Below are 23,286 nucleotides of genomic sequence, written 5' to 3' on the forward strand. Positions count from 1 at the left end.
CTTTTTCAAATACACCTGCTATCGGATATAGCCTTTGCATTTTACTTTTCTCTTCGTTCCGAATAATTACTATTATGGTTTCTATATAGTTCTATTCAGTGAACTCATATTCTTTTAAAAAATGTTTCTTTACACATCTTTTAAAATCTTTTCTATTATTTTTGTGGTAATGTATTCACTGTAAGGAGAAGCTCTTGTTACCTTTTATCTAATCCGTATGCTCTATCTGGCATCTTTTTTCTTTTTTCATTCTTCATAAAAGGTCTTTCTGTGCGGGGAATGCTTTCTCTTACCAGGCTTACAATGATAAGTTTATGTTCTTAGTACAATGGCTTTATCCTCCTTTTCTTTTTTGGGTTCTTATCTTTTCCATCCTGATAGAAAATACAGATCTTTTTGTTCTGATTTAAGAAAATATTGTTTTTGATTTCTTTCCACGTTTGAATAAAATCTGTTACCTCACGTTCTGATTTTACCTCCCAAACCTTCCGGAAATCCGATTCAATTGATTTTCTTAATTAGAATCTTTCGGATTCTATTTTTTTATCAGTTCCTTTTCCATTCTTCTTATGAAGATTTCTCGTCTCTTTCATAGAAAATGGGGTGTTGATGTTTTTGATAAGGTGTTTTGTTTTTTGTTGAGTTTATAATAACAGACCGGCCCATATTTGTCAACACTTTTTCATGATTTTTCTTATATTTTTTTATTATAGTTTAAATATTTATGTTTATACTGTCTATATATTCGTTATTATTATAATTGTTTATACAATTTGCACGACAAATACAATCCTGTGCACATACAAAAAGCCGGATCCCTGGTTTACATCTGCTCCAGGAATCCGGCTCTTCTTATTTATTCATTCTCTTATTTTTCGCTTCTGTAGTAGTTGATCAGGCAGCCTTTCAGGATGATCTCGCGCTCATCATCGGTCAGCTCGCCCAGTGCCAGGGTAAATGGTGTCAGTTCTTCTCCTACTTTGTATGCAGTGATGCTGTCCCATTTTTCTTCTACTGCTTTCCGTACATCCGGGATGAAGAGATAATCGCCATTGGCAAACGGCAGATCTCCTTCCGGGATCAGGAATGGCAGCATACCCCAGTTGATCAGGTTTGAACGATAACGTTTTGTTGCGTATTCATTGGCGATGTTTGCCCATCCGCCAAGAACTTTCTGGCAGGAAGCAGCCTGTTCACGCGCAGAACCGTCACCCGGTTTTACAGCAAAGATCGTAGAACCAACGCCAACATTGGTCTTGTCCACCTGCGGGTATTTTGTATGGATCGTTCCAAATACCGGTTTCAGTTCCGGAAGTGCTTCTGCCGGACATTCGCCGTTCTGGATAGCTTTTTCTGCTACCTGTACTTCTTTTGCGCGTCCCACGTAAGCCGGATCTTTTCTGGACAGGGTAAATTCTGCCAGTCCCAGCGGGTTGGAACGGAAGGAAGAAGTCTCTCCGGACGGAATCAGCTCATCGGTAGTGGTAACCGGATCGTGGATCTCAGATACAACTTTCAGGATCAGGTTCTCAGCCAGTGCCGGCATCTGCGGCCAGTCTTTGATGTTCGGTCCGAACTGGATCTCTACAGACGGATCTGCAACACCCTTACTGTCGAAGACTCTGTTCTTATAGATATTTCCGTCAAAGTAATATTTCGGATTGCTGTAAGTTCCCGCATATTCAGTAGCCGGAGTCAAGCGGCCTTTGTTTGCTGCTGTCGCTGCGATAGAACGTGCATCCATCAGAGCTACGGAAGAAATCTGACCGTTCTGGATCTTGGAACCTTCACGGTTCGGGAAGTTTCTTGTTGAATGACGGATACTGAATGCATTATTTGCCGGTGTATCGCCAGCGCCGAAGCACGGACCACAGAATGCAGTTTTTACGATTGCACCTGTCTCAAGCAGTGTTGCCAATGTTCCGTTCTTCGCCAGTTCCATATAGATCGGTGTACTTGCCGGATAAACGCTCAGGGTAAAGGCATCTGCTCCGATGCTTGCGCCTTTCAGGATATCCGCAGCCGCACAGATATTTTCAAATCCGCCGCCGGCACATCCTGCGATGATTCCCTGCTCTACATACAGTTTTCCGTCGTGTACTTTATCTTTCAGCGTAAAGTCAATCTTTCCATCCAGGCTCACCTGTGCTTTTTTCTCGACATCGTCCAGAATATCCATCAGGTTTGCATTTAACTCATCGATCGTATATGTGTTGCTTGGGTGGAATGGCATCGCGATCATCGGACGGATCTTATCCAGTTCTACCACCAGCATACCGTCATAATATGCAGTCGGTCCCGGATTCAGTTCTTTGTAGTCTTCGCTTCTGCCGTGGATCGCATAGAACTCTTCGATCTTGTCATCGGTTCTCCAGATAGAGGACAGACAGGTCGTCTCTGTGGTCATAACATCCACACCGATTCTGAAATCTGCGCTTAAGTTTGCCACACCCGGTCCTACGAATTCCATTACTTTATTTTTTACAAAGCCGTTTTTAAATACAGCTCCGATGATTGCCAGTGCAACGTCCTGCGGACCAACACCCGGAATCGGTGCTCCGGTCATGTAGACGCCGACAACGCCCGGCATATTGATATCGTAAGTTTTAGACAACAGCTGTTTTACCAGTTCCGGTCCGCCTTCGCCCATAGCCATCGTACCCAGTGCACCATATCTGGTATGGCTGTCGGATCCCAGAATCATCTTGCCGCCGCCGGCAAGCATCTCTCTGGCGAACTGATGAATAACTGCCTGATGAGGCGGAACGTAGACACCGCCGTATTTTTTCGCGCAGGTAAGACCAAACATATGGTCATCTTCGTTGATGGTTCCTCCAACGGCACACAGAGAGTTGTGGCAGTTGGTCAGTACATACGGTACCGGGAATTTTTCCAGTCCTGAGGCTCTTGCTGTCTGAATAATTCCTACAAAAGTGATATCATGGGATGTCAGCTTATCAAATTTGATCTGCAGTTTTTCCATGTTTCCAGACGTATTATGGTCTTTTAAAATATTGTAGGCCATAGTCTGTTTTGCTGCTTCTTCCGGCGCAGGAAGTCCCTGTGCTACTGCTTTTGCCGGTTCTACCAGTTCGGTTCCATTGACCAGGTAGGTACCGCCTTCCAGTAATTGAATCATCATAATCCTCCTCTTGGTTCGATTAATCCTGAGTTTCCATGTATTTCATGTAGCTTACTACCATCATGGCAATCTTAAAGGTAAGGGCATCGTCAAATACGCGAATGTCCAGTCCGGTACTCTTCTGCAGTTTCTCCAGACGATATACCAGTGTGTTACGATGTACATACAGCTGTCTGGATGTCTCAGAGACATTCAGGTTATTTTCAAAGAATTTGTTAATGGTGGTCAGCGTTTCCTCATCAAAGGTATCCGGCAGCTGTTCTCCAAATACTTCTTTCATGAACATCTGGCACAGCGGAATCGGCAGCTGATAGATCAGACGACCGATACCCAGATTGTTATATGGAACGATGATCTTATCTGCATAGAAGATCTTTCCTACTTCCAGCGCCATCTTTGCTTCTTTATACGAACGGGAAACATCCTTGATCTCATGGATGATATTTCCATAGGATACGCGAACCTGTGACATGGCTTCTACATTCAGCATATCTACCAGCGTTTTTGCAACGTGATCCAGATCCTCATAAGTCTCCGCTTCCTTGATCTCTTTTACAATGATGATATTTTTCTCATCGATTGCTGTGATATAATCCTTCGGTTTTGATGCGTACAGACTCTTGATTGTCTCCATCGCACTGTTGTCTTTTTCATATTTTGTCTCTACAATAAATACAACTCTTCTCGTCTCTGTATCGATCCGGAGTTTTTTCGCACGATTGTAGATATCCACCAGAAGAAGGTTATCCAGAAGCAGGTTCTGGATAAAATTATTCTTATCCAGGCGCTCCTTATAGGCAACGATCAGATTCTGAATCTCGCATACAGCGATCTTTCCGATCATATATGCATCTTCGCTTCCACCGCTTGTCACCAGAACGTATTCCACATTCTGATCATCGTATATTTTAAAGAAATGATACGCCTGCAGTACCTGACTGTCTGCCGGTGATTTCACAAATTCTCTTACATATTCCGGTTCAAACCCCTCTTCGCTGAAGGTTGAAGCCACTTTCTGTCCTTCCAGACTCAGCACACACAGGTCAATCCTGGTGATTGCCCGAAGTTCATCGATTGTTTTCTGTAAAACCTGATTTGAAACCAAATGCTCACATCCTCTCATTTTTACTTCTCTGTTATCATTCTTCTGTTTCTCAGGTCCGGGATATATCGCCGGAAACCCGTAGAATATGAACTCTCGAATTGTTTACTCGAATAGTTACATAATATCGTATTTTCCGCAAAATTGCAATAAATCAATGCAATAGTTTACTAAAGTGTTTTTGAATATACAGACACAAAAAGTGCCGACTCCCGAAGGAATCGGCACCATGTATGTTTACTTTTGACTAGTTGGTGATTGTCAGTTCTGTTTCTTTGTCGAATACATGAACTTTTGTCATATCCAGACCGAATTTAACGGTATCACCAGTTCTGGATGTTGTATGAGGATCTACACGGGCTGTCATGTTGAAGCCTTCAACATCGAAGTACAGGAATACTTCTGCACCCAGCAGCTCGTATACGTTGATCTTAGCTTCTACTGTGCTTTCCGGGAAAGCTGTAGCATCGTCTGTTACGTTCTCCGGACGGATACCCATAACAACAGTTTTTCCATCATATCCGCCATCGATCAGAGCTTTTGCTTTGTTTTCCGGCAGTTTCAGGCTGTAGTTACCTACCTGCAGAGTAACGTCTTTTCCGTTAACTTTTACAGTTGCATCCAGGAAGTTCATCTGAGGAGATCCGATGAATCCGGCTACAAACAGGTTTCCTGGAGCATTGTACAGGTTCTGAGGTGTATCTACCTGCTGAACAACACCATCTTTCATAACTACGATTCTGGTACCCAGTGTCATAGCTTCTGTCTGGTCATGTGTTACGTAGATAATAGTAGCACCCAGTCTTTCATGCAGTTTGGAGATCTCTGTTCTCATCTGTACACGCAGTTTAGCATCCAGGTTTGACAGAGGCTCATCCATCAGGAATACTTTAGGATCACGTACGATAGCACGTCCCATAGCTACACGCTGTCTCTGACCACCGGACAGAGCTTTCGGTTTACGGTCTAACAGTTTTTCCAGATCCAGGATCTTAGCTGCTTCTTTAACCATTTTATCGATCTGATCTTTCGGAACTTTTCTCAGTTTCAGACCAAATGCCATGTTATCATATACTGTCATATGAGGATACAGAGCGTAGTTCTGGAATACCATTGCGATATCTCTGTCTTTTGGTTCTACATCATTTACTACTTTATCACCGATCTTCAGTGTACCACCACTGATTTCTTCCAGACCAGCGATCATACGAAGTGTAGTAGATTTACCACATCCGGATGGTCCTACGAAGATGATGAACTCTTTGTCAGCGATTTCCAGGTTAAAATCTTTAACAGCTTCAAATCCGTTCGGATATGTTTTATTGATGTGCTGTAATGATAAACTTGCCATAATTAATTCCTCCTACTAGTCAAATAAGTAATGTTCGTTTTTTTCAAGGCACCGTGCCTTGCGACTGTACTTAGTATATCGGAAAGACCTCTTTTTGACCATAACCGAATTATACAAAGTTTCTACCATGACCTTGTAACAAATGTGTGTTGATTTTTTGGATTCCGCTCCTTTATGGCATTTTGACCAATTTTTTTCATCCTTTCATGGTCACTTTGACGAACCGTTTTTTGATTATACTTTTTTAATACTTTCATCCCCCTTTTTCCTTGCTTTTTAGTATTGAATTCGCTATACTGATGACAATCATTGCGTATATCGCTATTAAGAAAAACTGTAACTGAGAAAGTACTGAACAGTTACGGAAAATCGAAGAAAAGAGGCAATTTGCTATGAACAACATCTTTAATCCGGACAACAAGTTTTTCTCCTTCATGGGCAGGGTCGCTGATCTCATGATCTTGAATCTCTTATGTATTGTCTGCTGTATCCCGGTGGTTACTGCGGGGCCGGCGATCGCGGCCATGTATTACATCACGTTGAAGATGGCACGCAACGAAGAATCTTATGTGGTAAAAGGATTCTTCCATTCCTTTAAGCAGAACCTGAAACAGGGAATTGTCATTCAGATCATTATGCTGCTGCTTGGTATCGTCCTGGCATTCGATCTGTACTTCTGCCGGATGATGTCCGGTCAGGGAGCTGTATACCGGATCTTTTCCTATATATTTGTAGCAGCACTGTTCGTCTACGCCATGCTGTTTTTATGGATCTACCCGGTACTTGCAAAGTTCTTCAACACTACCAAAAATCTGTTTCGCAATTCCATTCTGATGTCCATCCGCCATCTTCCGTATACCATACTGATGATGGTGATCACTGCGGCACCTGTATTGCTTGGAATCTTTGTTGCACAGGCCTTTCCATTCATGATCCTGTTCTACATCATGCTCGGATTTGCCACCGTGGCATATATGAATTCCCGCTTCTTTGTAAAACTCTTCGACAACTACATCCCTGAGGATGCCGGAAAAGATACCGAAGAAAACGGCGAAGAAAAAGCCATCGACACCAGCGTATTCTCCAACCTGCACCCGACAGAACTGCCGGTGGAGGACGAAAAGGAGAACGAGGACGAAACTCACTAATCTCGAAACCACTAAAAAAGGTCCACCGGACCTTTTTATCGTATGCTTGGCAACAAAAAACGTGTGACCGGTAGATCATTTACGATTTACCGATCACACGTTTTTTTATTAGACTATACATTTTAACATTCCACTCATCATTCACCTCTCCAATAAACAAGAGTGAACTGCGAGTCCCAGTTTACGGAAATGATTCTTCAGCCACACTCTAGGATTCTGTAACGGTGCCTTCCCTGCTTCCTGCTCAACTGCACTACAATTATAGGATCCGTTCAGCTCATACAAGCAGCTATCCGCCAAAGTCAGCGTCAGGCTCCCGGCGGGTGTGTATGGGCAACACTTTGTGGGCGGTTAGGGCAAACTTTGAGATCCGACGCTTACGTAGGCTTTCGCGAGGGTCCGCTGACCCTCGTGAATATAGCCGAAGTTAGCGGCTAGCTCAAAGTTGCCCTGCCCACGTTGCCCATACACACCCACCGGGAGCCTGACGCGTCCTCCTTATACAACCCTTATCTAACTCTCTTTATCCACCGCCTCAAACGTAATCACAACCTTAAACAAATCCCCATCCAGGTAAATATCAAAGGTTCCCCCCTGCAATCCCACAAGGTTCTTGGCGATCGACAAGCCCAGTCCGCTTCCTTCCGTGCTTCTCGACACATCCCCACGGATAAAACGCTCCGTCAGTTCCTCCGCCTTGATATTCAACGGGTTTTCCGAGATATTTTTGATCCCCAGCACGACTCTGCAGCCGACCCTTTTCGCCTCCACATACACTCTCGTATTCGGCATGGCATACTTGGTAATATTATTATAAAGATTCTCCACAACACGCCACATCCGGCGGCCATCTGCCATGATCACCAGTGGCTCCTCATCCATCTTGCAGACCATCTGCAGTCCCCTGGCTGCAAACTTCTCCTCAAACTCCCCATTTGTCTGTCGGATCAGTTCTCCGAAGCGGATAGGTTTCATATCCAGCACCACATTACCGGAGCTGACTTTCGACGCCTCCACCAGGTCCTCTGTCAGCTGTTTCAGCCGTTTTGATTTGTTATCCAGCACTTCGATATAGCTCCGGATCTTCGGATCCTGGATATCCTCTCTCTTCAGAAGATCTACATAATTGATAATAGACGTAAGCGGTGTCTTGATATCATGAGATACATTGGTGATAAGATCCGCTTTCAGTCTTTCACTTTTCAGCGTTTCCTTCACTGCATTTTGCAGACCTTCGCCTACACGATTGACAGCCGCAGCCATCTGGCGGTTATCACCTGTCAGATCTTTCTCATCGATCTTATAATCCAGCTGGCCGCTTGCCAGCCTTGCAAGGCCATCATAGATCACCTGACGTCCTGCATTTTCCCGGATCATATACAAAAGAACCACACCGTCTGCCAAAAACAGCAGGATCAGACCGAATCCGCCGAAAAGAACTGCCAGCAGATAGTTCATTAACACCAGTCCGACAAATGCCACGATCATCCGCCCGGAAGTTGTACGTGCCATATACACTTTCTTACAGCTTTTCACGATGGTATAACAAAAACTGGATCTCCACAGCTTCTTTGCTTTCCAACGGCGGATCACGCTGAGATACGCTCCGAGAAATACCGCCGCACCAAGAATTTCCCCGGTAGTTATAACGGTAAGCCAAAAGCCGTCTGTAGGATTGCCGCTTCCTGTCAGCCCTAATCCCGCTATACCGACCATACCGATCAGTGCCATACCGCAGATCGCAAGCATCACCTCGGCAGGGATACGGTCTGCGATCATGGTATGCGCTTCTCTGTCCCGGCATACCAGACCGCTTTGCAGAGTAATGATAAGCAGGAACAGGATACCGGCAACAAAACTGATAAGCATGCCGATTGCCAGCCCACTGCCCCAGCCTGCGTAATTTTCATAGGATACATACGCAGCGGAGACCTCATCGGAATAAGGAAATGATACATCTACAGAAACTATGATTTTCTCATTTTTTCCGGTTACGGGATCATTTTGAAAATAGTTATAGATCCACTTTCCGGCATCTGTATCATTGTCGGATACATCTTTCAGTTTTCCGTCTTCTCTTTCTGCTACAAATACCGGCACATCTTCCAGATCCCTCAGATTCACATCCCCATCTGCCCATTCTGTCACATTAGTATACACTACCTGATTGTCCAGATTCTGTATCATGAAGATTACATTGGTCTTATCATCCATCTTGATCCCGTGCTGATAAGAGGTCAGCTGGGCAATGGCATCCGATAACTGCTGATACAGTTCAAACAGAGATACCTTTTTCGGATTGGTTCTGGCATATTCCGCCAGAGTCTCTCCGGATTCCGGAAGTACAGTTTCAAAATCTCTTGCATAGTTGTAAAGATAGCGGAAACGCGGTGTGTAATCACTGATATCTACATTCTCATCGTCACTTGCATCAGCCTCAGTGGCTTTTTCATCTTCTCCGTCTACCCCGAACTCTTCGTCGTCTTCATAGTAATCGTCTTCATAGTAATCTTCATAAAAGCCATTGCCCGCATTCCAGATCGCATCCTGAAACTCATCCCAAAGACCATTATCCTTCAGTTCCAGAAGATTTTCTACGGTATAGGTAGTTGCCGGATTCTGCTGGCTGGTTTTTGCATCCAGTCTCGTAATATCCACCAGCTTGGTCTTATCCAGTTTTCCTTTTGTTAAAAACGGCTTTCCGTCATGCAGTGCGTTACGGACTTTATTTACCTGTGAAGCCATCCGTTGTCCACAATCCTGAGTCTCCAGATAATTTTTCCCGTTGTTATAATTGCTTGTCAGCTCTTCCCAGCTGAAGCCCTGGCGCATCAGACCGCCAAAGATCATGGCAAAGACGGAAAAACAGGCAACCGCTGTCAGAAACAACGCGATTACGATTCCTTTTGCCCAGGCAGAATAAAATTTGTTTCTTTGTTTTTTCTCTTCCATTTTGCAGCCTCCCACGGAGGGTTACATCTTTTCTATCTTATAGCCGATTCCCCAGACTACTTTCAGATAGCGGGGTTCTCTCGGATTGATCTCGATTTTTTCACGGATATGCCGGATATGTACGGCTACTGTGTTGTCCGCTCCAATCGCCTCTTCGTTCCAGATATTTTCGTAAATCTGTTCAATAGAAAAAACTTTTCCCTGATTTTTAATTAACAGCACTAAAATATTATACTCGATCGGGGTTAATTTTACCGGCTCCCCGTCCACCGTAACAGTTTTCAGATCATCGTTGACCACCAGACCGCCACATACGTATACCGCCTCTTTTTCTTCTGTCGCCAGATTTCCAAGCTGCGTATATCTTCTCAGCTGAGATTTTACTCTGGCGATCAGTTCCAGCGGGTTAAATGGTTTTGTAATATAGTCGTCTGCACCGATGTTCAGCCCAAGGATCTTATCCACATCCTCTGACTTGGCAGATAACATGATAATCGGCACACTGCTGGTCTCCCGGATCTTACGCGTAGCCCGGATCCCATCCAGATTCGGCATCATAATATCCAGAAGGATCAGATGCACTTCTTCTTTTTTCATGATTTCGATGGCCTGCAGTCCATCGTACGCCTTTAAAATGTGATATCCTTCCTGTGACAGATAAATATCAATGGCATCCACAATCTCTTTATCATCATCGCACACAAGAATATTGAACATTTCTTCACCTCATTTCTTCTTCCTCTTTCCTTTTACGCTGTCAGTTTATCAGGGAAATCTTGTTTTCAGGATAGGGAAAATCTTAAGATATTTTAAATTTCTGTTTTATGTACGATTTTATCATATCACATCTTTGCATCAAACGAAACTTACAAACATCTTACAGCTGAAGTCGTGTTACTGTTCACTCCGTGCTCAGCAACCGCAATAGTTTTCTTTTCTTTACAGAAAGAGCATTTTCCGATATACTTAGTTCACCGTTTTTGTTTTGGGAAAGGAGACTTTGACAATGTTTCGTTTATGGGGAAAAATATGGACCGATAATCACATGATGAAAGACACCGTGATCTGCAACGATACAGATGACACGAGGACCCATAAGATCTTCCAGTCTCTCGAAGAGATCTGTTACCTCTGGGATCTGAGCAAACCGATCTGGCTGGACAATAATATTATGGATTTTAAACGCCACGATAAAACCCGGTTTACCTCCGATAATTTTATTGAGACGATCGATTTTGATTATCTGGAAATTGAAGTGATTGAAGAGTAGTTGGTATGAAAAACAGGCAGACACTGCATGCCGGTGTCTGCCTGTTTTATGAAGGTAGCAGGTTATCATTCTGCTCAGATCAGATATTCGCGAATCACCTCCCGCATAATATGTTCTTCCTCCGGTGTCAGCATATGAGAAAATTTTGTCTCACTTGCCGCCGTCTGCCGAATCCCCTCTGTTACTTTATCGATCAGTTCCTCTCTGGTCTGCTCTTTCAGTGCCTGCTCGTCCGGCACCGGTTTTCTGGCGGGCAGGGTATTTTCCATATAATCCAGAAGACCGTCAAGAATCATATCTTCTTTATTCATAAAGCCCATAAATTGCTTCATCAGAAGTAACAGGGCGAAGATTCCCGCCCCGGTCAGTACATACTCGTAGCGCAACAGCTGTGCCTGCTCATAGCGGTAAGTCCCATAGACAGCTGTCAGAATCAAAAGGAAGCACAGAACCGCGCTGTAGCCGATTCCCTGCTTCCACTTTTGTATCCCGATTCCCAATGTTTTTCCCCTGGCAAGCTGCGTCCTCACAAACGCCTCCGGATTATTGATCTCCTGCTCTTTCGTCAGACGCATCTGATACTGGTTCAGGAATTCTTTTGTCCATTTTCCTTTCGGTTCTGTTATCCTGCGTACATCCCGTATAGCTCTGCCGTAGAAACGGTCGACCATAAACATACACAGGATTCCAAGAATTCCCGCTCCGATCATCCCGTAAAACAACACATTTTGTTCCATCCAAATATGCAGCATTTCCGTACCCCCTTATTTCAATACTGAATTGGCAGTCACTTTTCACATCCTCCCACAAACGCCTGTCCATCCCGCATCCCCGATCGCCGGATCCGAAAATCGTGCATTTGCAAAACGATGTTCTGGAAATATTATATCCTCCACATACCTGATTTGAAACTAAAATCGTTCGTCAAATTCTTACAGGTTTTTATCATGACAAATCCTTTTCTTACAGTGCTTTTACCATCTCTTTCACGAGATTCGCACAGTGACGTGCCGCCGCTTTTTCAAATGTCGGATAATCCATGGTTGCACTGTTATCCGCTTTATCAGAAATGGCACGCAGAACAACAAACGGAACATAGTTTAAGTAGGCCGCCTGAGCGATCGCTGCTCCTTCCATCTCAGTACAGCTTCCTGCAAATTCACGGATCAGTTCATCCTTCACTTCACTGCTTGCCACAAACTGGTCACCGCTGACCACTCTTCCTTCAAACACCTGAATATCCGGGTTCGCTTTCTTACAGCATTCTACAGCTACTTTACGGAGTGTCTCATCTGCTTTAAAAGAAAATACATTCATCTGTGGAATCTGGCCCTTTGGATAGCCGAATTCTCTGGCATCCATATCATGCTGCAAAGCATCGGTAGACACAACAATATCACCGATGTTGATCTCTGCCTTCAGGGATCCGGCGATTCCGGTATTGATCACCGCTTCTACCTGAAAATCATCCACCAGGATCTGTGTGCAGACAGCTGCATTTACCTTACCGATTCCGGAACGTACTACGACAACTTCTTTTCCGTTTAATGTACCCTGATAAAATTCCATGGAAGCTTTTTCTTTTACGGTAACCTCTTCCATCTGGCTTTTCAGTTCTTCTACTTCAAGCTCCATTGCTCCGATAATTCCGATTCTGTTCATTTTTCTCTCCTCGTTTCTTTCTTATTCTTTATAAAAAGTAGTCATACCCACTGTAATTCCGGTCTTCTCCCGATCTTTCGGAGTTTACACCTGTTTTTTATTATAACAAAGCCTCATTTTTTCCTCAACCTTTTCCTTCCATTTTACTTTCTCTACTGGAAATCAGGTCTGACATTTGTTATAATATCTTGCGAACTTAAATGTACCCTAGAGCGTGTTTGAAAAAGGCTTTCTGCAAGATGTGCGTCACAGTTTGTGGGAGATTTTTCCTGAATGAGGGCGGCGTAGCGGGCTACGTCAACCGAATGAAGGTAAAATATGCCGCAAAGTGGGGCGTGCAGATTGCAGGAATGATTTTTCAAACACGCTCTAGCGGTACAGCAAAAACAAAGGAGGAATTATCATGACATACAAGACAAAAGGAACCTGTTCTTCTCAGATTGATTTTGATCTGAAAGACGGCAAAGTATACAATGTACGTTTTACCGGCGGATGCAACGGTAACCTGAAAGGAATCGGAGCTCTGGTAGAAGGTCAGGATGCACAGGATGTCATCAACCGTCTGGAGGGAACTACCTGTGGTTTCAAATCCACTTCATGTCCGGACCAGCTGGCAAAAGCGCTGAAAGAAGCTCTGAACCAGTAAGAGTTTAAAAACCCCTGTCAGAAGGCCGCACAACCGGAGGTCATTTTCGGATGTGTCGCCTTCTGTACAGGGGCTTTTTTCTTTATTTTTCAGGTCTATCTGTCCCATTTATCACACAGATTATTGATCTGGCTGGTCAGTTTGGCGAGATCTTTGTTCGCTCCGCCTTCGTTATGCCGGATCACGGTAAGCAGACGCTGACCGGCTGCCACCAGCCTCTGGTATACACTCGAACTCTTCGACTGCGGTTTGGTCTCCTGTTTGCGGATCACCACACCTTCCGGACAACTGATAAATGCGGCTTCTTTCAGATCATAAATGGTTCCGCTGTATGGTGCCATCGCCGTATAGTGAAGTTCATCTTCGAGTCTTCCCGTCAATACCTGACAGGAGGTGTCTTCTCCATGACACACAAATACCTGTTTCGGTTTTTCCGCAAAGGCTCCTGCCCATTCCATCAGTCCCTCATTATCCGCATGACCGCTGACACCCGGAAGAACTTTGATCTCGGCATTGACCTGAATCTCTTCTCCAAACAGTTTGATTTCTTTTACACCTTCTACCAGTGCCCGTCCCGGCGTACCGATTGCCTGATAACCAACAAACAGAACCGTGCACTCCGGTCTCCACAGATTATGTTTCAGGTGATGTTTGATCCTGCCGGCATCACACATGCCACTGGCTGAAATGATGACTTTCGGACGGTCATCAAAGTTGATGGATTTGGACTCTTCACTGGTGATGGAAAGTTTCAATCCCGGAAATGTGATCGGGTTGATCCCTTTATTTACCAGTTCCATCGCTTCTTCATCAAAACAGTCTTTGTGATGTTCATTAAATATAGTTGTTGCTCCCACCGCCAGCGGACTGTCCACAAATACCGGGAAGCCATCGTGTCCCTGTATCATATGATCCGCCTTGATCTTACGGATAAAGTACAGCATTTCCTGCGTTCTTCCCACGGCAAATGAAGGAATCACCACATTGCCGCCCCGGTCAAAGGTTCTCTGGATGACTTTGGCAAGTTCCTCTTCATAACTTACCCGCGGTCCGTGGCTGCGATCACCATAGGTGGACTCCATCACCACATAATCCGCAGATTGCAGATAGGTCGGATTCTTGATCAATGGCTGATTCTTATTTCCGATATCTCCGGAAAATACGATTTTCCGCTCCACATCATCCTCTTTCAGCCACAGTTCAATACTTGCCGAGCCAAGCAGATGTCCGGCATCTACAAAACGCACCTGAATCCCGTCTGCCAGTTCCAGAATCTGCTGATATGGGCAGCCCACCAGATGAGAGATGGCTCCCTGCGCATCGTTCATATCATACAGCGGCTGTACCGGTTCCTTGCCGGATCGCTGTCCTTTCCGGTTTCTCCATTCTGCTTCAAACATCTGGATATGTGCACTGTCACGAAGCATGATCTCGCACAGATCCACGGTGGCATAGGTCGTATAAATATTTCCCCGGAACCCCTCTGCATACAGAACCGGAAGTTTTCCGGAGTGATCGATATGTGCATGTGTCAGCAGTACAAAATCAAGCTCCGAAGCCGGCACCGGGATCGGTATATTCTCAAAATTATCCGGTCCCTGCTCCATTCCAAAATCCACCAGAAACTTTTTACCGGCGGCTTCCAGAAAATAACAGCTTCCTGTAACTTCATGTGTCGCACCCACGAACGTTATCTTCATAAAAACCCCTCCTTCTGTTTTACTTTTCAGAATTTTATCACGTTTTCACTTCTATATTCTTATTATACGCGCATACATATAGAAATGCAAAATAACTTTGCCGGTTTATTTTCTTTTAATAATTGCGGGTTTCTTGACTTTTTTTCTTAATAAGATACAATGAAACTATTAAAAATATTATATGTAAAAACATTGATTCTACTAATGTACTTTCGGAAAATCAGCCGTAAAAGCAGACGGCAAAAGATTCCGGGAGCGTATTATGTATTCAGGAGGACATTATGAAACATATCGTACTTACCGGCGGCGGTACCGCAGGGCATGTAACACCAAACATCGCTATGATTCCCGCATTGAAAGAAAAAGGATTTAAAATCTCTTATATCGGTTCCTATAACGGAATTGAAAAGAAGCTGATCGAAGAGATGGGAATTCCTTATTATGGAATATCCTCCGGTAAATTAAGACGTTATTTTGATATGAAGAACTTCACCGATCCGTTCCGTGTGCTGAAAGGATTTTCCGAGGCAAGAAAACTGCTGAAAAAGCTGAAACCGGATGTTGTTTTCTCCAAGGGAGGATTTGTTACCGTTCCTGTTGTCATTGCAGCAAAGCGCTGTAAGATTCCGGCGATCATTCATGAGTCCGATATGACTCCCGGACTTGCCAACAAGCTGTGTATCCCTTCCGCTGTGAAAGTATGCTGTAACTTCCCGGAGACTGTCAGCAAACTTCCTGCCGATAAAGCGGTTCTTACCGGAACTCCGATCCGTCAGGAACTTCTGCAGGGTGATCCGGAAGCCGCTCTTCGCTTTACCGGACTGAAAGCCGGAAAACCGGTACTGATGATCATCGGCGGAAGCCTTGGCTCCGTTGCTGTCAACACCGCAGTCCGCAATATCCTGTCGGATCTGTTAAAAGATTTCCAGGTGATCCATCTTTGCGGAAAAGGCAAACTGGATACTTCTCTTACCGATACAGAAGGTTATGTACAGTATGAATATATTAAAGATGAACTTTCTGATCTCTTCGCTCTGTCCGACCTCGTAATTTCCCGTGCCGGAGCCAATGCGATCTGTGAGATCAGTGCCTTAAAGAAACCAAACCTGCTGATCCCGCTTTCCGCCAACGCCAGCCGTGGTGACCAGATCCTGAATGCCCGTTCTTTTGAAAAACTGGGTTACAGCAAAGTTCTGGAAGAAGAAGAGATCACCAACGAAAAACTGTTGCAGACAATCCGTGACCTGTATGCGAACCGGGAACAGTATATCGAGGCGATGAGCAAGAGCAGCCAAATGGATTCCATCGGTAAGATTGTTGGGATGCTGTGGGATTGTGCGAAGTAAGTGATTTCTGATTTGTGATTTGAATATTTCACAAGCAAAAGCTGGTTCTTATATATGTGAATTGCTTATGTATTTTATAAAACGGACAGGATGATAAGTCATATCTGCTTATCATCCTGTCCGTTTTCGTTCTGTTTTATATCAATCATTGATCCAATGGACCATTTTTATTGCCTAGTTTTCTTTACTGTTTTCTTCTAAGCTGTCACTTTTCTCATTTTCGAAAATTATTTCAGTGCAGCTGTCACTTTCGCAACAATCTCATCTCTCACTTCATCTTTCAGCTCGCCCGGTTTCCAGGTGATACCTGCCTGATCACCGTTATAACGCGGAATCAGGTGCATATGGAAGTGAAATACAGTCTGTCCTGCTACTTCACCGTTGTTCTGTACGATATTGAAGCCGTCACATCCCAGTGCTTCTGTCATGGCAGTAGCCATCTTCTTTGCCAGAACCATTGCTTTCGCAGCCATCTCTTCCGGGATCTCATACAGGTTTGCGTAGTGATGTTTCGGAAGGATCAGTGCATGTCCTTTTGTTGCAGGACCAAGATCCAGGATCACACGAAAATCATCATCCTCATACAGTGTAGCGGACGGAATATCTCCACCGGCAATTTTACAGAAAATACAATCACTCATTTTTATTCTCCTCTCCGTTTTGTGTTGTTTTTTCTTACCATGATACACGCATTGTCAGAAAATTTCCAGTCATCTTGCGTTCTTTTTTACTAACTGAAAAAATCATCATTACCGTTCACTCCACGCCCAGTAACACACTTCGCGGGATATTACCATTGAACACTAATAAATCCGGCTATTCTGCGACATACCCTTTTCTGCTGTGATTCCAATGTAAAGTAAACAGTACGGTCAGCACAATTCCGCCGATCAGCCCGCCCACATGAGCTGCATTATCGATCTGTGCCGCCTGCGAGCCGTAGTAGATTGTAACCGCAATGACAAACACCAGCCGCCGAATCACCACTTCTCTTACCTGCTTTCTGTTTTTGATCATCAGAACAAAAACGCCGCCGATAATTCCATAAATCGCCCCGGAAGCACCTGCGCTCACGATATTGCTCTGCGACTGGATATCCATGTACAGAGACAGCAGATTACCCACCAGCCCGGAACCAAGATAGATCATCAGGTATTTCCAGTGTCCCACTGCCTTTTCCACCATATCTCCCATAAACAACAGCACCGCCATGTTATTCACCAGATGATAAATCCCAAAATGCAGAAACATAGAAGTAAACAGCCGATACCACTCCCCATCAAGGATCAACGGTCTGCACGCAGCACCCCACTGCAACATAAACCCGGTATCCTCTGTGCTGCCCAGTATTTCCATGATAACAAAAACTACTATATTAATTCCAATCATCAACAGATTCATCCAGTTTAAAGGTCCCCGGAAAATCTGTTCCAGCGCATCCGGCGTATTACTGTTCTGACTGTTCATCCGATAATACGCTTCCCGCCTTCTCTGCTCCTCCTGCTGCCAGTCGTCATCCTGATATTGGTTCATATGCATTCCTCCTGTCAGGTATCCGTCACGGTTATTTCTCATCCCCGTTAACGTTTTTCCTCATTATATGCCCCTGTCTTGCGTTTTACAAGAAAAATCCATGAACCATAGTGTCACTTGTCCGCGTTATCTCCCATAACTTTATATCTCCACCCGATACACCAGATCTGCGAACTGGATCTGGTCGCCGGTGGTGAGTTCTTTTTCTTCTTCTCCGTAGAGTTCCTGGTCGTTGACCCAGGTTCCGTTGCGGGAGTTGAGGTCTTTCAGATACCAGCTGCCTGCCCGTTGTTCGATGCTGGCGTGTACCCGGCTTACTGCTGTGGAGGGTAAAACGAGATCTGCCTGATCTTTCAGCTGACCGATGATCGTTGGGTGTGTTTTGTCTATCCGGAACTGCCTGCCGCTGACCGGATGCAGTTCTTTCAGGATCAGACCTCCCTCTTTTCTTCCTGCGGAGAGGAGCTGCGTATAGTTGTTATTCTCCCACGGAATCCGGTTTTCCCATGAGGAGACTTCCTCTGCCTCTGCCTCTTCCTCTTTTTCTTCCCATTCCCCGACAGCCTGTTTGGGAAAATCCAGTGATTTCCCGGCTGGTTCCTGATACATGGCAAACTGTTCTGCAATCTGACTGTCCTCTTTTTTTCTTCTCTTCACTGTCACCTGCCAGATCAGAAAACTTAACGCTGCAATCACTCCGATCGCTCCCCAGATGCCAAGATACCCCGGAAAATACTCCCAGACGGCGTAACCGGTCAGCCCATACAGAACCCCTGCGCAGATTCCCGCAAGCAGTCCAACCGGAAGATTCCGCTCCCGGTCCGTCTCGTTCTCCTCTTCTTCCACAGAGAAAAAATCTTCCAGTGCCCGTTCATGATTTCTCCTGTCTGTCCGGAACTGTTCTTCTTCCCTGCCACCGGCACTCTTACCCGCTCGTTTCTCCTTCTCCCATGACCGGACACTTTCTTCCTGTATACTCTTTCTTTCCCCTGCGAGATACGACCGCCCTGCCTCTTCCGTATTTGCATACCCATCCTCCGACGGAAAACTGTTTTCTTTCTCGCCATACATCTGTGATTCTCTTCGCAGCGATTTTCTCTGTTCCAGCATCCGCCGTTCCAGAACGCCCTGCAGCTCCATCACGGAAAATGACTCCCGGACCGCATACTGATACAGTTCATAAACTACCGATACCCCGTCCTGCTCCTGATGATCCAGCCGGGGAAGCAGTTCTTCCAGAAGTTCCCGCACTCCCTGCTCCAGTTCCTTTTCCGTCACAGGCAGACAGCAAAACGAAGGCTGACCGCTTGCCGGATCGAGATAAATATAATTCCAGTCCAGACAGATCCGATCTGCCGGTATCAGATATTCCTCCAGCTGCACCAACACCTGTAAAAGTCCCTGCACAACCAGAAGCACTTCCGATCCTTTGATTTTTTTATACCTGCATTTTTCCGCAAGAGAGATTTTCGAGGTAATATCATAATAATACAGTTTCTTCTGATCCATCCTTCTGCACTCACACCCCAGAAGTCCCTGCACCTGATTTTCTGTCATCATTCTTGTGATATAATTTTCCGTATCCTCACCGTCCTCCGCCACCAGATAATTATGCTGCAAATCTCTTCTGTAATCCATTTTCATACGCAAAACCTTCTTTTTATGACCGGAATGCTGTCACCTTTCGCACAAATGTCACCGGTCTTATGATCTTCTGTCTGATTCCCGTCTCAAATATCAGGTTCTGTCTTCCCCACACGGACACTTTACCCGATACTTTTACCTGTACTTCCTTCCCGCTTCCGGTTACTCCACCGGTAACATTCTGTCCGGAAAATCCACTCTCCCTGCGCCTTGTTTCCCATTTTTTCTCTGCTTTCTCCTGTCCGCTTCGTCCCTCCAGTACGCCATATCCGCTCCCCTGCACGGCTGCTTCACAGGCAGTCTGCGTATACCAGCAGCGAAGGTATACATAAAATGTCAAAGAAAGCAACAGAGCAAGAATCATGACGCACATCGGCACTACCAGCGAAGCTTCTACGGTAAGCGAACCTCTTTTTCTTTGCCTATCTGTTCTTCTGTTCATACCTGTTCACTCCCTGTTTTTTTCTGTCTCTCAAAGATACTGTATCAGATAACCAGCCAGTAAAAACGGCACAAACGGAATCTCCTTTTTTCTTCCCTTTCCTAGTGCCAGCATGCAGATCCCGGCACCTGCCGCCAGAAGAATCGCTGTCTGAAAAATCATACATACCTGCTGGATTCCCTGGATCCAGCCGATTCCCATCAGCACAATTCCATCCCCGCTTCCGATCTGTCCCGGCTTCCATAAAGATGCCAGCCACAGAAAAATACCGGGAAGCAGTCCGCTCCAGCAAAGTTTTTGACCTGTTCCTACATATATTAATGCAGTCAGAATAACAACTGCCACGGTCCACACACTATCCACTTCTTTTCTTCTCCAGTCTGTCCAGCTGTTTACCAGCAGATAACCGGCTGTCAATACTTCCATCTTTTTCCTTTCCGAAACATTTACTTTCCTGTTCCCCGACAGCGTTCACACTGTGTATGTGCCTGTATCTGTGATTTTTCTACCAGTCGAACCGTCCGTTTCAGTCCGCTGCAGGACGCCTCACTGTGATAACGATCCCCTTTTTCCGTATAATAGACCAGATGGCTGTCTCCTCCACACCGTTCACAGGCATGGTATTTTTTTCCATATTCATTTCTCTGCCGTTCCACCTGCTCTTTCGTTCCCTGATGAATCGAAAGATCCAGATGCGTACAGTGCACCGATGTGTGATAGACGCTCTCATAATCCGACACATAAACCATCTCGTCCCCATCTCCCCCGTCGGTCTTCCCCGTATCCCCGGAGTCATACCCCGTCCAGGCATGTACCACGCTGCCGTTTCCCACTTTGATCTTTGACACCGGAAGTATCGAAAACGGCAACTGATAAGTAATCGTAGCTTTCAGCTGAATCTCATGATTTTCATACCGCGATCCGATCAGATTCACCGATACATAATCACCCAGCTCCGGCAGATGACTTTTGGTATAAGCAATACAGATCCCGGTAGAGAGCACCCCCACCGGCGTACTCACCCCGGAGTCGCCCGATTCCACACTGGCATACATACCGAGTTCCTGTGCACTCTGATGCAGGGATGTTCTCACAAGCGCCTGCACCCGATACAGATCGATCATTCCTAAAAGCGTACAGATTGCCAGAAGAAACAACGGAACAACAAATGCCGCCTCCACCGTGAGCACCGCCCGAAAGGAACAAAGAGATACTCTCCGCGTCTTTTCGCAAGCTGCCTGAAGAGATCCTTTGTTTTTATTTTTGCTTTTCTTTCCAATCCCCGGAGAGTATTTCTTTATTCCTTTCCTCATTTTTTCCTTTCTCTCTTTCATCCGTTTCCCATCGCGTATCCATAATCTCTCAGCAGTGAAAATGTATTCCCTGCAAGGCTTACTTCCATCTCTGTCTCCAGATAGATCACGCCCTGATCCAGGCGAAATCCTTCTTTTCCCGGCAGACTCCGCATAACCGCTCCCACCACATCCATCGTTCGCTCTGTCTGTGTATCCGTCTTTCCGGTCATCAGCAAAATCCCCAGATATTCGTGGTAAGTCATACCCTTTTGTTCCACAGATTTTCCATTTTTCAGCAATTCCGTCAGCTTCGCCAGCTGATTGATCGACACCATCCAGGTTGCTCCTGTTTTTACCAGCGGCACCTTCCCTCCTGCTAAAAGCTGTCTTACATCCATCAGACTCTCTCCGAAAGCCCATGCTGCCTGTAACGCAAGACTTACGATCCCTTCCAGTGCCGGAAGTCCTATTGCGGCGCAGATCACAAGTGCCATCTCATGAATCTCACTCTGTCTGGTCGGATCCCGCAGCAGATACATCATATTTGCAGCCTCTCTCGCTGCCAGAAGACGGTATACCACCGCTTTCAGATTCTCCTGATCCGTAGTTTTTCCACCGATCACATACTCCAGCTGATACCGAAGCGGATCTGAGATATGTTCCGTACTGGTATAATCGGTAAGATGCTGCATCATATATGCCTGAAAGATCCCTTTTGCAAGAAGCGTATTTTCTTCTGTTCCATAAAACGGCGTTCCCATACCGGTAAGCTTTTCCCGTTTACTGAACCACTCTTCTTTTCCCAGCCCTTTCTGCGACACTTCTTTTCCCGGCGGAACTACCAGCGCCAGAATTCCTTTTTTCTGTAACTGGCGGATCACATCCAGTGGATTGACAAAATCCGCAGGAACCGAAACCTCCGTCCGCTGCTGACTTTCACTGTCCGAACCGGAATCCTGATTCTGCGCAGCTTCTTTTTTCGCCTGTTCATAACTGTCCATCGTCTGTTTTACATCGATCTCATTGCCTTCTTTCTCCTGTTCTTCGAAAATATCTTTCTGCTGCCGGTACTTCTCCATAAGAAGCTGTATCCCCTGAATCCCCAGTGTCTCCTTCATGTAGTCCACCGCCTGCGCACGGTATCCACGTCCATGTTGATCTGACATCAGTGTGTATGCGGTAATTGCCCCCGAAACGGACGAACATTTCCACAGATTTTCCCCACGAACACCTGTTACTACTCCGCCCGGACGGCAACTCTCTTCCATACAGTTTTTTACCGTTCGATACATGCGCTCCGGCTTCCACACGCCGGTTCCATAACTTCCATCCACCATAAATACATGGTATCTTTCCAGCAGTTCGCGGTCATACCCGGCAAATACCGAATACAGACCTTCTTCCACACCGGCTTCCGCCTGTACGCGCCCTCCTGCAATCTGTACCGACTGCAAAAGCACTTGAAAGACCAGCAGAAAGACTGCCAGAAAAAGACTGGTGAATACCGTTATACTTCCTGATTTCTTCAAGGGATACCTTCTTTCTTTGGGAAATATGTCGTAACTGATATGTGTTTGGTTAATACGTTACTGTTTAGATGCTGTTACTTTGTTTTGTGATTTTCGCAAGAATGTTATTGACCAGACTCACCAGTTGCTTTTTAAAGATCGCAACCAACCCTACGAGAACAACGATGATCAGAATCAGTTCTACCGTTCCCAGCGCGTCTTCTTCCTGCACAAATCTCTGTAAAAGTGCCATGGTTTTCCCTCCTTTCCGGCCCGGAGGTGTTTTGATCGTCAGAATCGCATATTATACAAGACAGGAGTTTCGTGAACACGCAGTAACCTGCGTAATATAAAGAGCATGTTTCCTTTCCTGATCACATACAACTATGGACTGACTACTTTAAATCTTCGTAACCGTTCAGTACCTTCACAGTTACGAGCCAAAATGCATTTAAAATCACCTTCGGTGATGACATTTTGGCTTGTATATCTCGGGATTTTGGCATGTTCATGCCAAAACACCTCGCGGAATACTACCTACTGAA

Annotated in this window: 23 protein-coding genes; 5 read left to right on the forward strand and 18 right to left on the reverse strand. The window is 45.3% G+C overall.

Annotated features, from left to right (window positions below; genetic code table 11):
- Window positions 1-868: 868 nt before the first annotated feature.
- The 4 genes from ETP43_RS15030 to ETP43_RS17955 all read right to left on the reverse strand — a co-directional run bounded on the left by ETP43_RS15030 (window position 869) and on the right by ETP43_RS17955 (window position 5,852).
- A complete protein-coding gene (locus ETP43_RS15030) occupies window positions 869-3,139 on the reverse strand; it encodes a hydratase (RefSeq protein ID WP_129259639.1) in 2,271 nt (756 codons plus the stop codon).
- Between the two features lie 22 nt (window positions 3,140-3,161).
- Window positions 3,162-4,247, reverse strand: coding sequence for a PucR family transcriptional regulator (locus tag ETP43_RS15035; protein ID WP_129259640.1), 1,086 nt, complete (start codon window positions 4,245-4,247; stop codon window positions 3,162-3,164).
- A gap of 244 nt (window positions 4,248-4,491) precedes the next feature.
- Window positions 4,492-5,595 carry an ABC transporter ATP-binding protein gene (locus tag ETP43_RS15040; protein WP_022171468.1) on the reverse strand — a complete coding sequence of 368 codons (1,104 nt, stop codon included), beginning with the start codon at window positions 5,593-5,595 and terminating at the stop codon, window positions 4,492-4,494.
- 122 nt (window positions 5,596-5,717) lie between these two features.
- On the reverse strand, window positions 5,718-5,852 hold the full coding sequence (locus ETP43_RS17955; protein WP_279222205.1) for a hypothetical protein: 135 nt from the start codon (window positions 5,850-5,852) through the stop codon (window positions 5,718-5,720).
- Between the two features lie 135 nt (window positions 5,853-5,987).
- Between ETP43_RS17955 and ETP43_RS15045 the strand changes: the two genes are divergently transcribed.
- On the forward strand, window positions 5,988-6,743 hold the full coding sequence (locus ETP43_RS15045) for a YesL family protein (protein WP_129259024.1): 756 nt from the start codon (window positions 5,988-5,990) through the stop codon (window positions 6,741-6,743).
- Window positions 6,744-7,256: 513 nt separating this feature from the next.
- Here the strand turns inward: ETP43_RS15045 and ETP43_RS15050 are convergent.
- Both ETP43_RS15050 and ETP43_RS15055 read right to left on the reverse strand, forming a co-directional pair.
- Complete coding sequence (locus ETP43_RS15050) at window positions 7,257-9,695, reverse strand: histidine kinase dimerization/phospho-acceptor domain-containing protein (protein WP_129259026.1); 2,439 nt, start codon at window positions 9,693-9,695, stop codon at window positions 7,257-7,259.
- Between the two features lie 21 nt (window positions 9,696-9,716).
- On the reverse strand, window positions 9,717-10,412 hold the full coding sequence (locus ETP43_RS15055) for a response regulator transcription factor (protein ID WP_022171471.1): 696 nt from the start codon (window positions 10,410-10,412) through the stop codon (window positions 9,717-9,719).
- Window positions 10,413-10,701: 289 nt separating this feature from the next.
- Here ETP43_RS15055 and ETP43_RS15060 point away from each other — a divergent pair, with 289 nt between their 5' ends.
- Window positions 10,702-10,965 (forward strand): hypothetical protein, encoded by a 264-nt coding sequence (locus ETP43_RS15060; protein WP_022171472.1) that lies wholly within the window; start codon window positions 10,702-10,704, stop codon window positions 10,963-10,965.
- Between the two features lie 74 nt (window positions 10,966-11,039).
- Here ETP43_RS15060 and ETP43_RS15065 read toward each other — a convergent pair whose 3' ends face one another.
- The 3 genes from ETP43_RS15065 to ETP43_RS18650 all read right to left on the reverse strand — a co-directional run bounded on the left by ETP43_RS15065 (window position 11,040) and on the right by ETP43_RS18650 (window position 12,947).
- The gene (locus ETP43_RS15065) at window positions 11,040-11,717 is read right to left on the reverse strand and encodes a hypothetical protein (RefSeq protein ID WP_106491179.1); all 678 of its coding nucleotides are present in this window, start codon (window positions 11,715-11,717) and stop codon (window positions 11,040-11,042) included.
- Between the two features lie 211 nt (window positions 11,718-11,928).
- Window positions 11,929-12,627, reverse strand: a complete 699-nt coding sequence (locus ETP43_RS15070) for a 5'-methylthioadenosine/adenosylhomocysteine nucleosidase (RefSeq protein WP_129259028.1) — start codon at window positions 12,625-12,627, stop codon at window positions 11,929-11,931.
- Window positions 12,628-12,779: 152 nt separating this feature from the next.
- The gene (locus ETP43_RS18650; RefSeq protein WP_334295540.1) at window positions 12,780-12,947 is read right to left on the reverse strand and encodes a DUF6783 domain-containing protein; all 168 of its coding nucleotides are present in this window, start codon (window positions 12,945-12,947) and stop codon (window positions 12,780-12,782) included.
- Here ETP43_RS18650 and ETP43_RS18655 point away from each other — a divergent pair.
- The gene (locus tag ETP43_RS18655; RefSeq protein WP_334295541.1) at window positions 12,867-13,034 is read left to right on the forward strand and encodes a DUF6783 domain-containing protein; all 168 of its coding nucleotides are present in this window, start codon (window positions 12,867-12,869) and stop codon (window positions 13,032-13,034) included. The two genes, ETP43_RS18650 and ETP43_RS18655, sit on opposite strands and share 81 nt — an antisense overlap.
- On the forward strand, window positions 13,031-13,273 hold the full coding sequence (locus ETP43_RS15080) for a TIGR03905 family TSCPD domain-containing protein (protein ID WP_022398818.1): 243 nt from the start codon (window positions 13,031-13,033) through the stop codon (window positions 13,271-13,273). Before ETP43_RS18655 ends, ETP43_RS15080 begins: the two co-directional genes overlap by 4 nt.
- Window positions 13,274-13,368: 95 nt before the next feature.
- On the opposite strand, the gene ETP43_RS15085 is transcribed toward ETP43_RS15080, so the two are convergent.
- Window positions 13,369-14,973, reverse strand: a complete 1,605-nt coding sequence (locus ETP43_RS15085; RefSeq protein ID WP_129259032.1) for an MBL fold metallo-hydrolase RNA specificity domain-containing protein — start codon at window positions 14,971-14,973, stop codon at window positions 13,369-13,371.
- A gap of 281 nt (window positions 14,974-15,254) precedes the next feature.
- Here ETP43_RS15085 and ETP43_RS15090 point away from each other — a divergent pair, with 281 nt between their 5' ends.
- Complete coding sequence (locus tag ETP43_RS15090) at window positions 15,255-16,319, forward strand: undecaprenyldiphospho-muramoylpentapeptide beta-N-acetylglucosaminyltransferase (RefSeq protein WP_129259034.1); 1,065 nt, start codon at window positions 15,255-15,257, stop codon at window positions 16,317-16,319.
- 227 nt (window positions 16,320-16,546) lie between these two features.
- Here the strand turns inward: ETP43_RS15090 and ETP43_RS15095 are convergent, their stop codons facing one another.
- From ETP43_RS15095 to ETP43_RS15130, 8 genes are all read right to left on the reverse strand, one after another.
- Window positions 16,547-16,960 carry an HIT family protein gene (locus tag ETP43_RS15095; protein ID WP_022398815.1) on the reverse strand — a complete coding sequence of 138 codons (414 nt, stop codon included), beginning with the start codon at window positions 16,958-16,960 and terminating at the stop codon, window positions 16,547-16,549.
- Between the two features lie 175 nt (window positions 16,961-17,135).
- A complete protein-coding gene (locus tag ETP43_RS15100) occupies window positions 17,136-17,852 on the reverse strand; it encodes a rhomboid family intramembrane serine protease (RefSeq protein WP_022398814.1) in 717 nt (238 codons plus the stop codon).
- A 141-nt stretch (window positions 17,853-17,993) separates the two neighbouring features.
- On the reverse strand, window positions 17,994-19,496 hold the full coding sequence (locus ETP43_RS15105) for a DUF6382 domain-containing protein (protein ID WP_129259036.1): 1,503 nt from the start codon (window positions 19,494-19,496) through the stop codon (window positions 17,994-17,996).
- A gap of 16 nt (window positions 19,497-19,512) precedes the next feature.
- Entirely contained in the window at window positions 19,513-19,938 is a 426-nt protein-coding gene (locus ETP43_RS15110; RefSeq protein ID WP_129259038.1) for a TadE family protein, read from the reverse strand.
- 30 nt (window positions 19,939-19,968) lie between these two features.
- Window positions 19,969-20,364 (reverse strand): prepilin peptidase, encoded by a 396-nt coding sequence (locus ETP43_RS15115; RefSeq protein ID WP_129259040.1) that lies wholly within the window; start codon window positions 20,362-20,364, stop codon window positions 19,969-19,971.
- A 20-nt stretch (window positions 20,365-20,384) separates the two neighbouring features.
- Window positions 20,385-21,251: a TadE/TadG family type IV pilus assembly protein gene (locus tag ETP43_RS15120; protein WP_129259042.1), complete on the reverse strand. Its 867-nt coding sequence runs from the start codon at window positions 21,249-21,251 to the stop codon at window positions 20,385-20,387.
- 17 nt (window positions 21,252-21,268) lie between these two features.
- Entirely contained in the window at window positions 21,269-22,762 is a 1,494-nt protein-coding gene (locus ETP43_RS15125; RefSeq protein ID WP_129259044.1) for a DUF5702 domain-containing protein, read from the reverse strand.
- Between the two features lie 64 nt (window positions 22,763-22,826).
- The gene (locus ETP43_RS15130; RefSeq protein ID WP_022398808.1) at window positions 22,827-22,994 is read right to left on the reverse strand and encodes a Flp1 family type IVb pilin; all 168 of its coding nucleotides are present in this window, start codon (window positions 22,992-22,994) and stop codon (window positions 22,827-22,829) included.
- Window positions 22,995-23,286 lie beyond the last annotated feature (292 nt).

The sequence above is a fragment of the Blautia faecicola genome (assembly GCF_004123145.1).
GTDB classification, from domain to species: Bacteria; Bacillota; Clostridia; order Lachnospirales; family Lachnospiraceae; genus Oliverpabstia; species Oliverpabstia faecicola.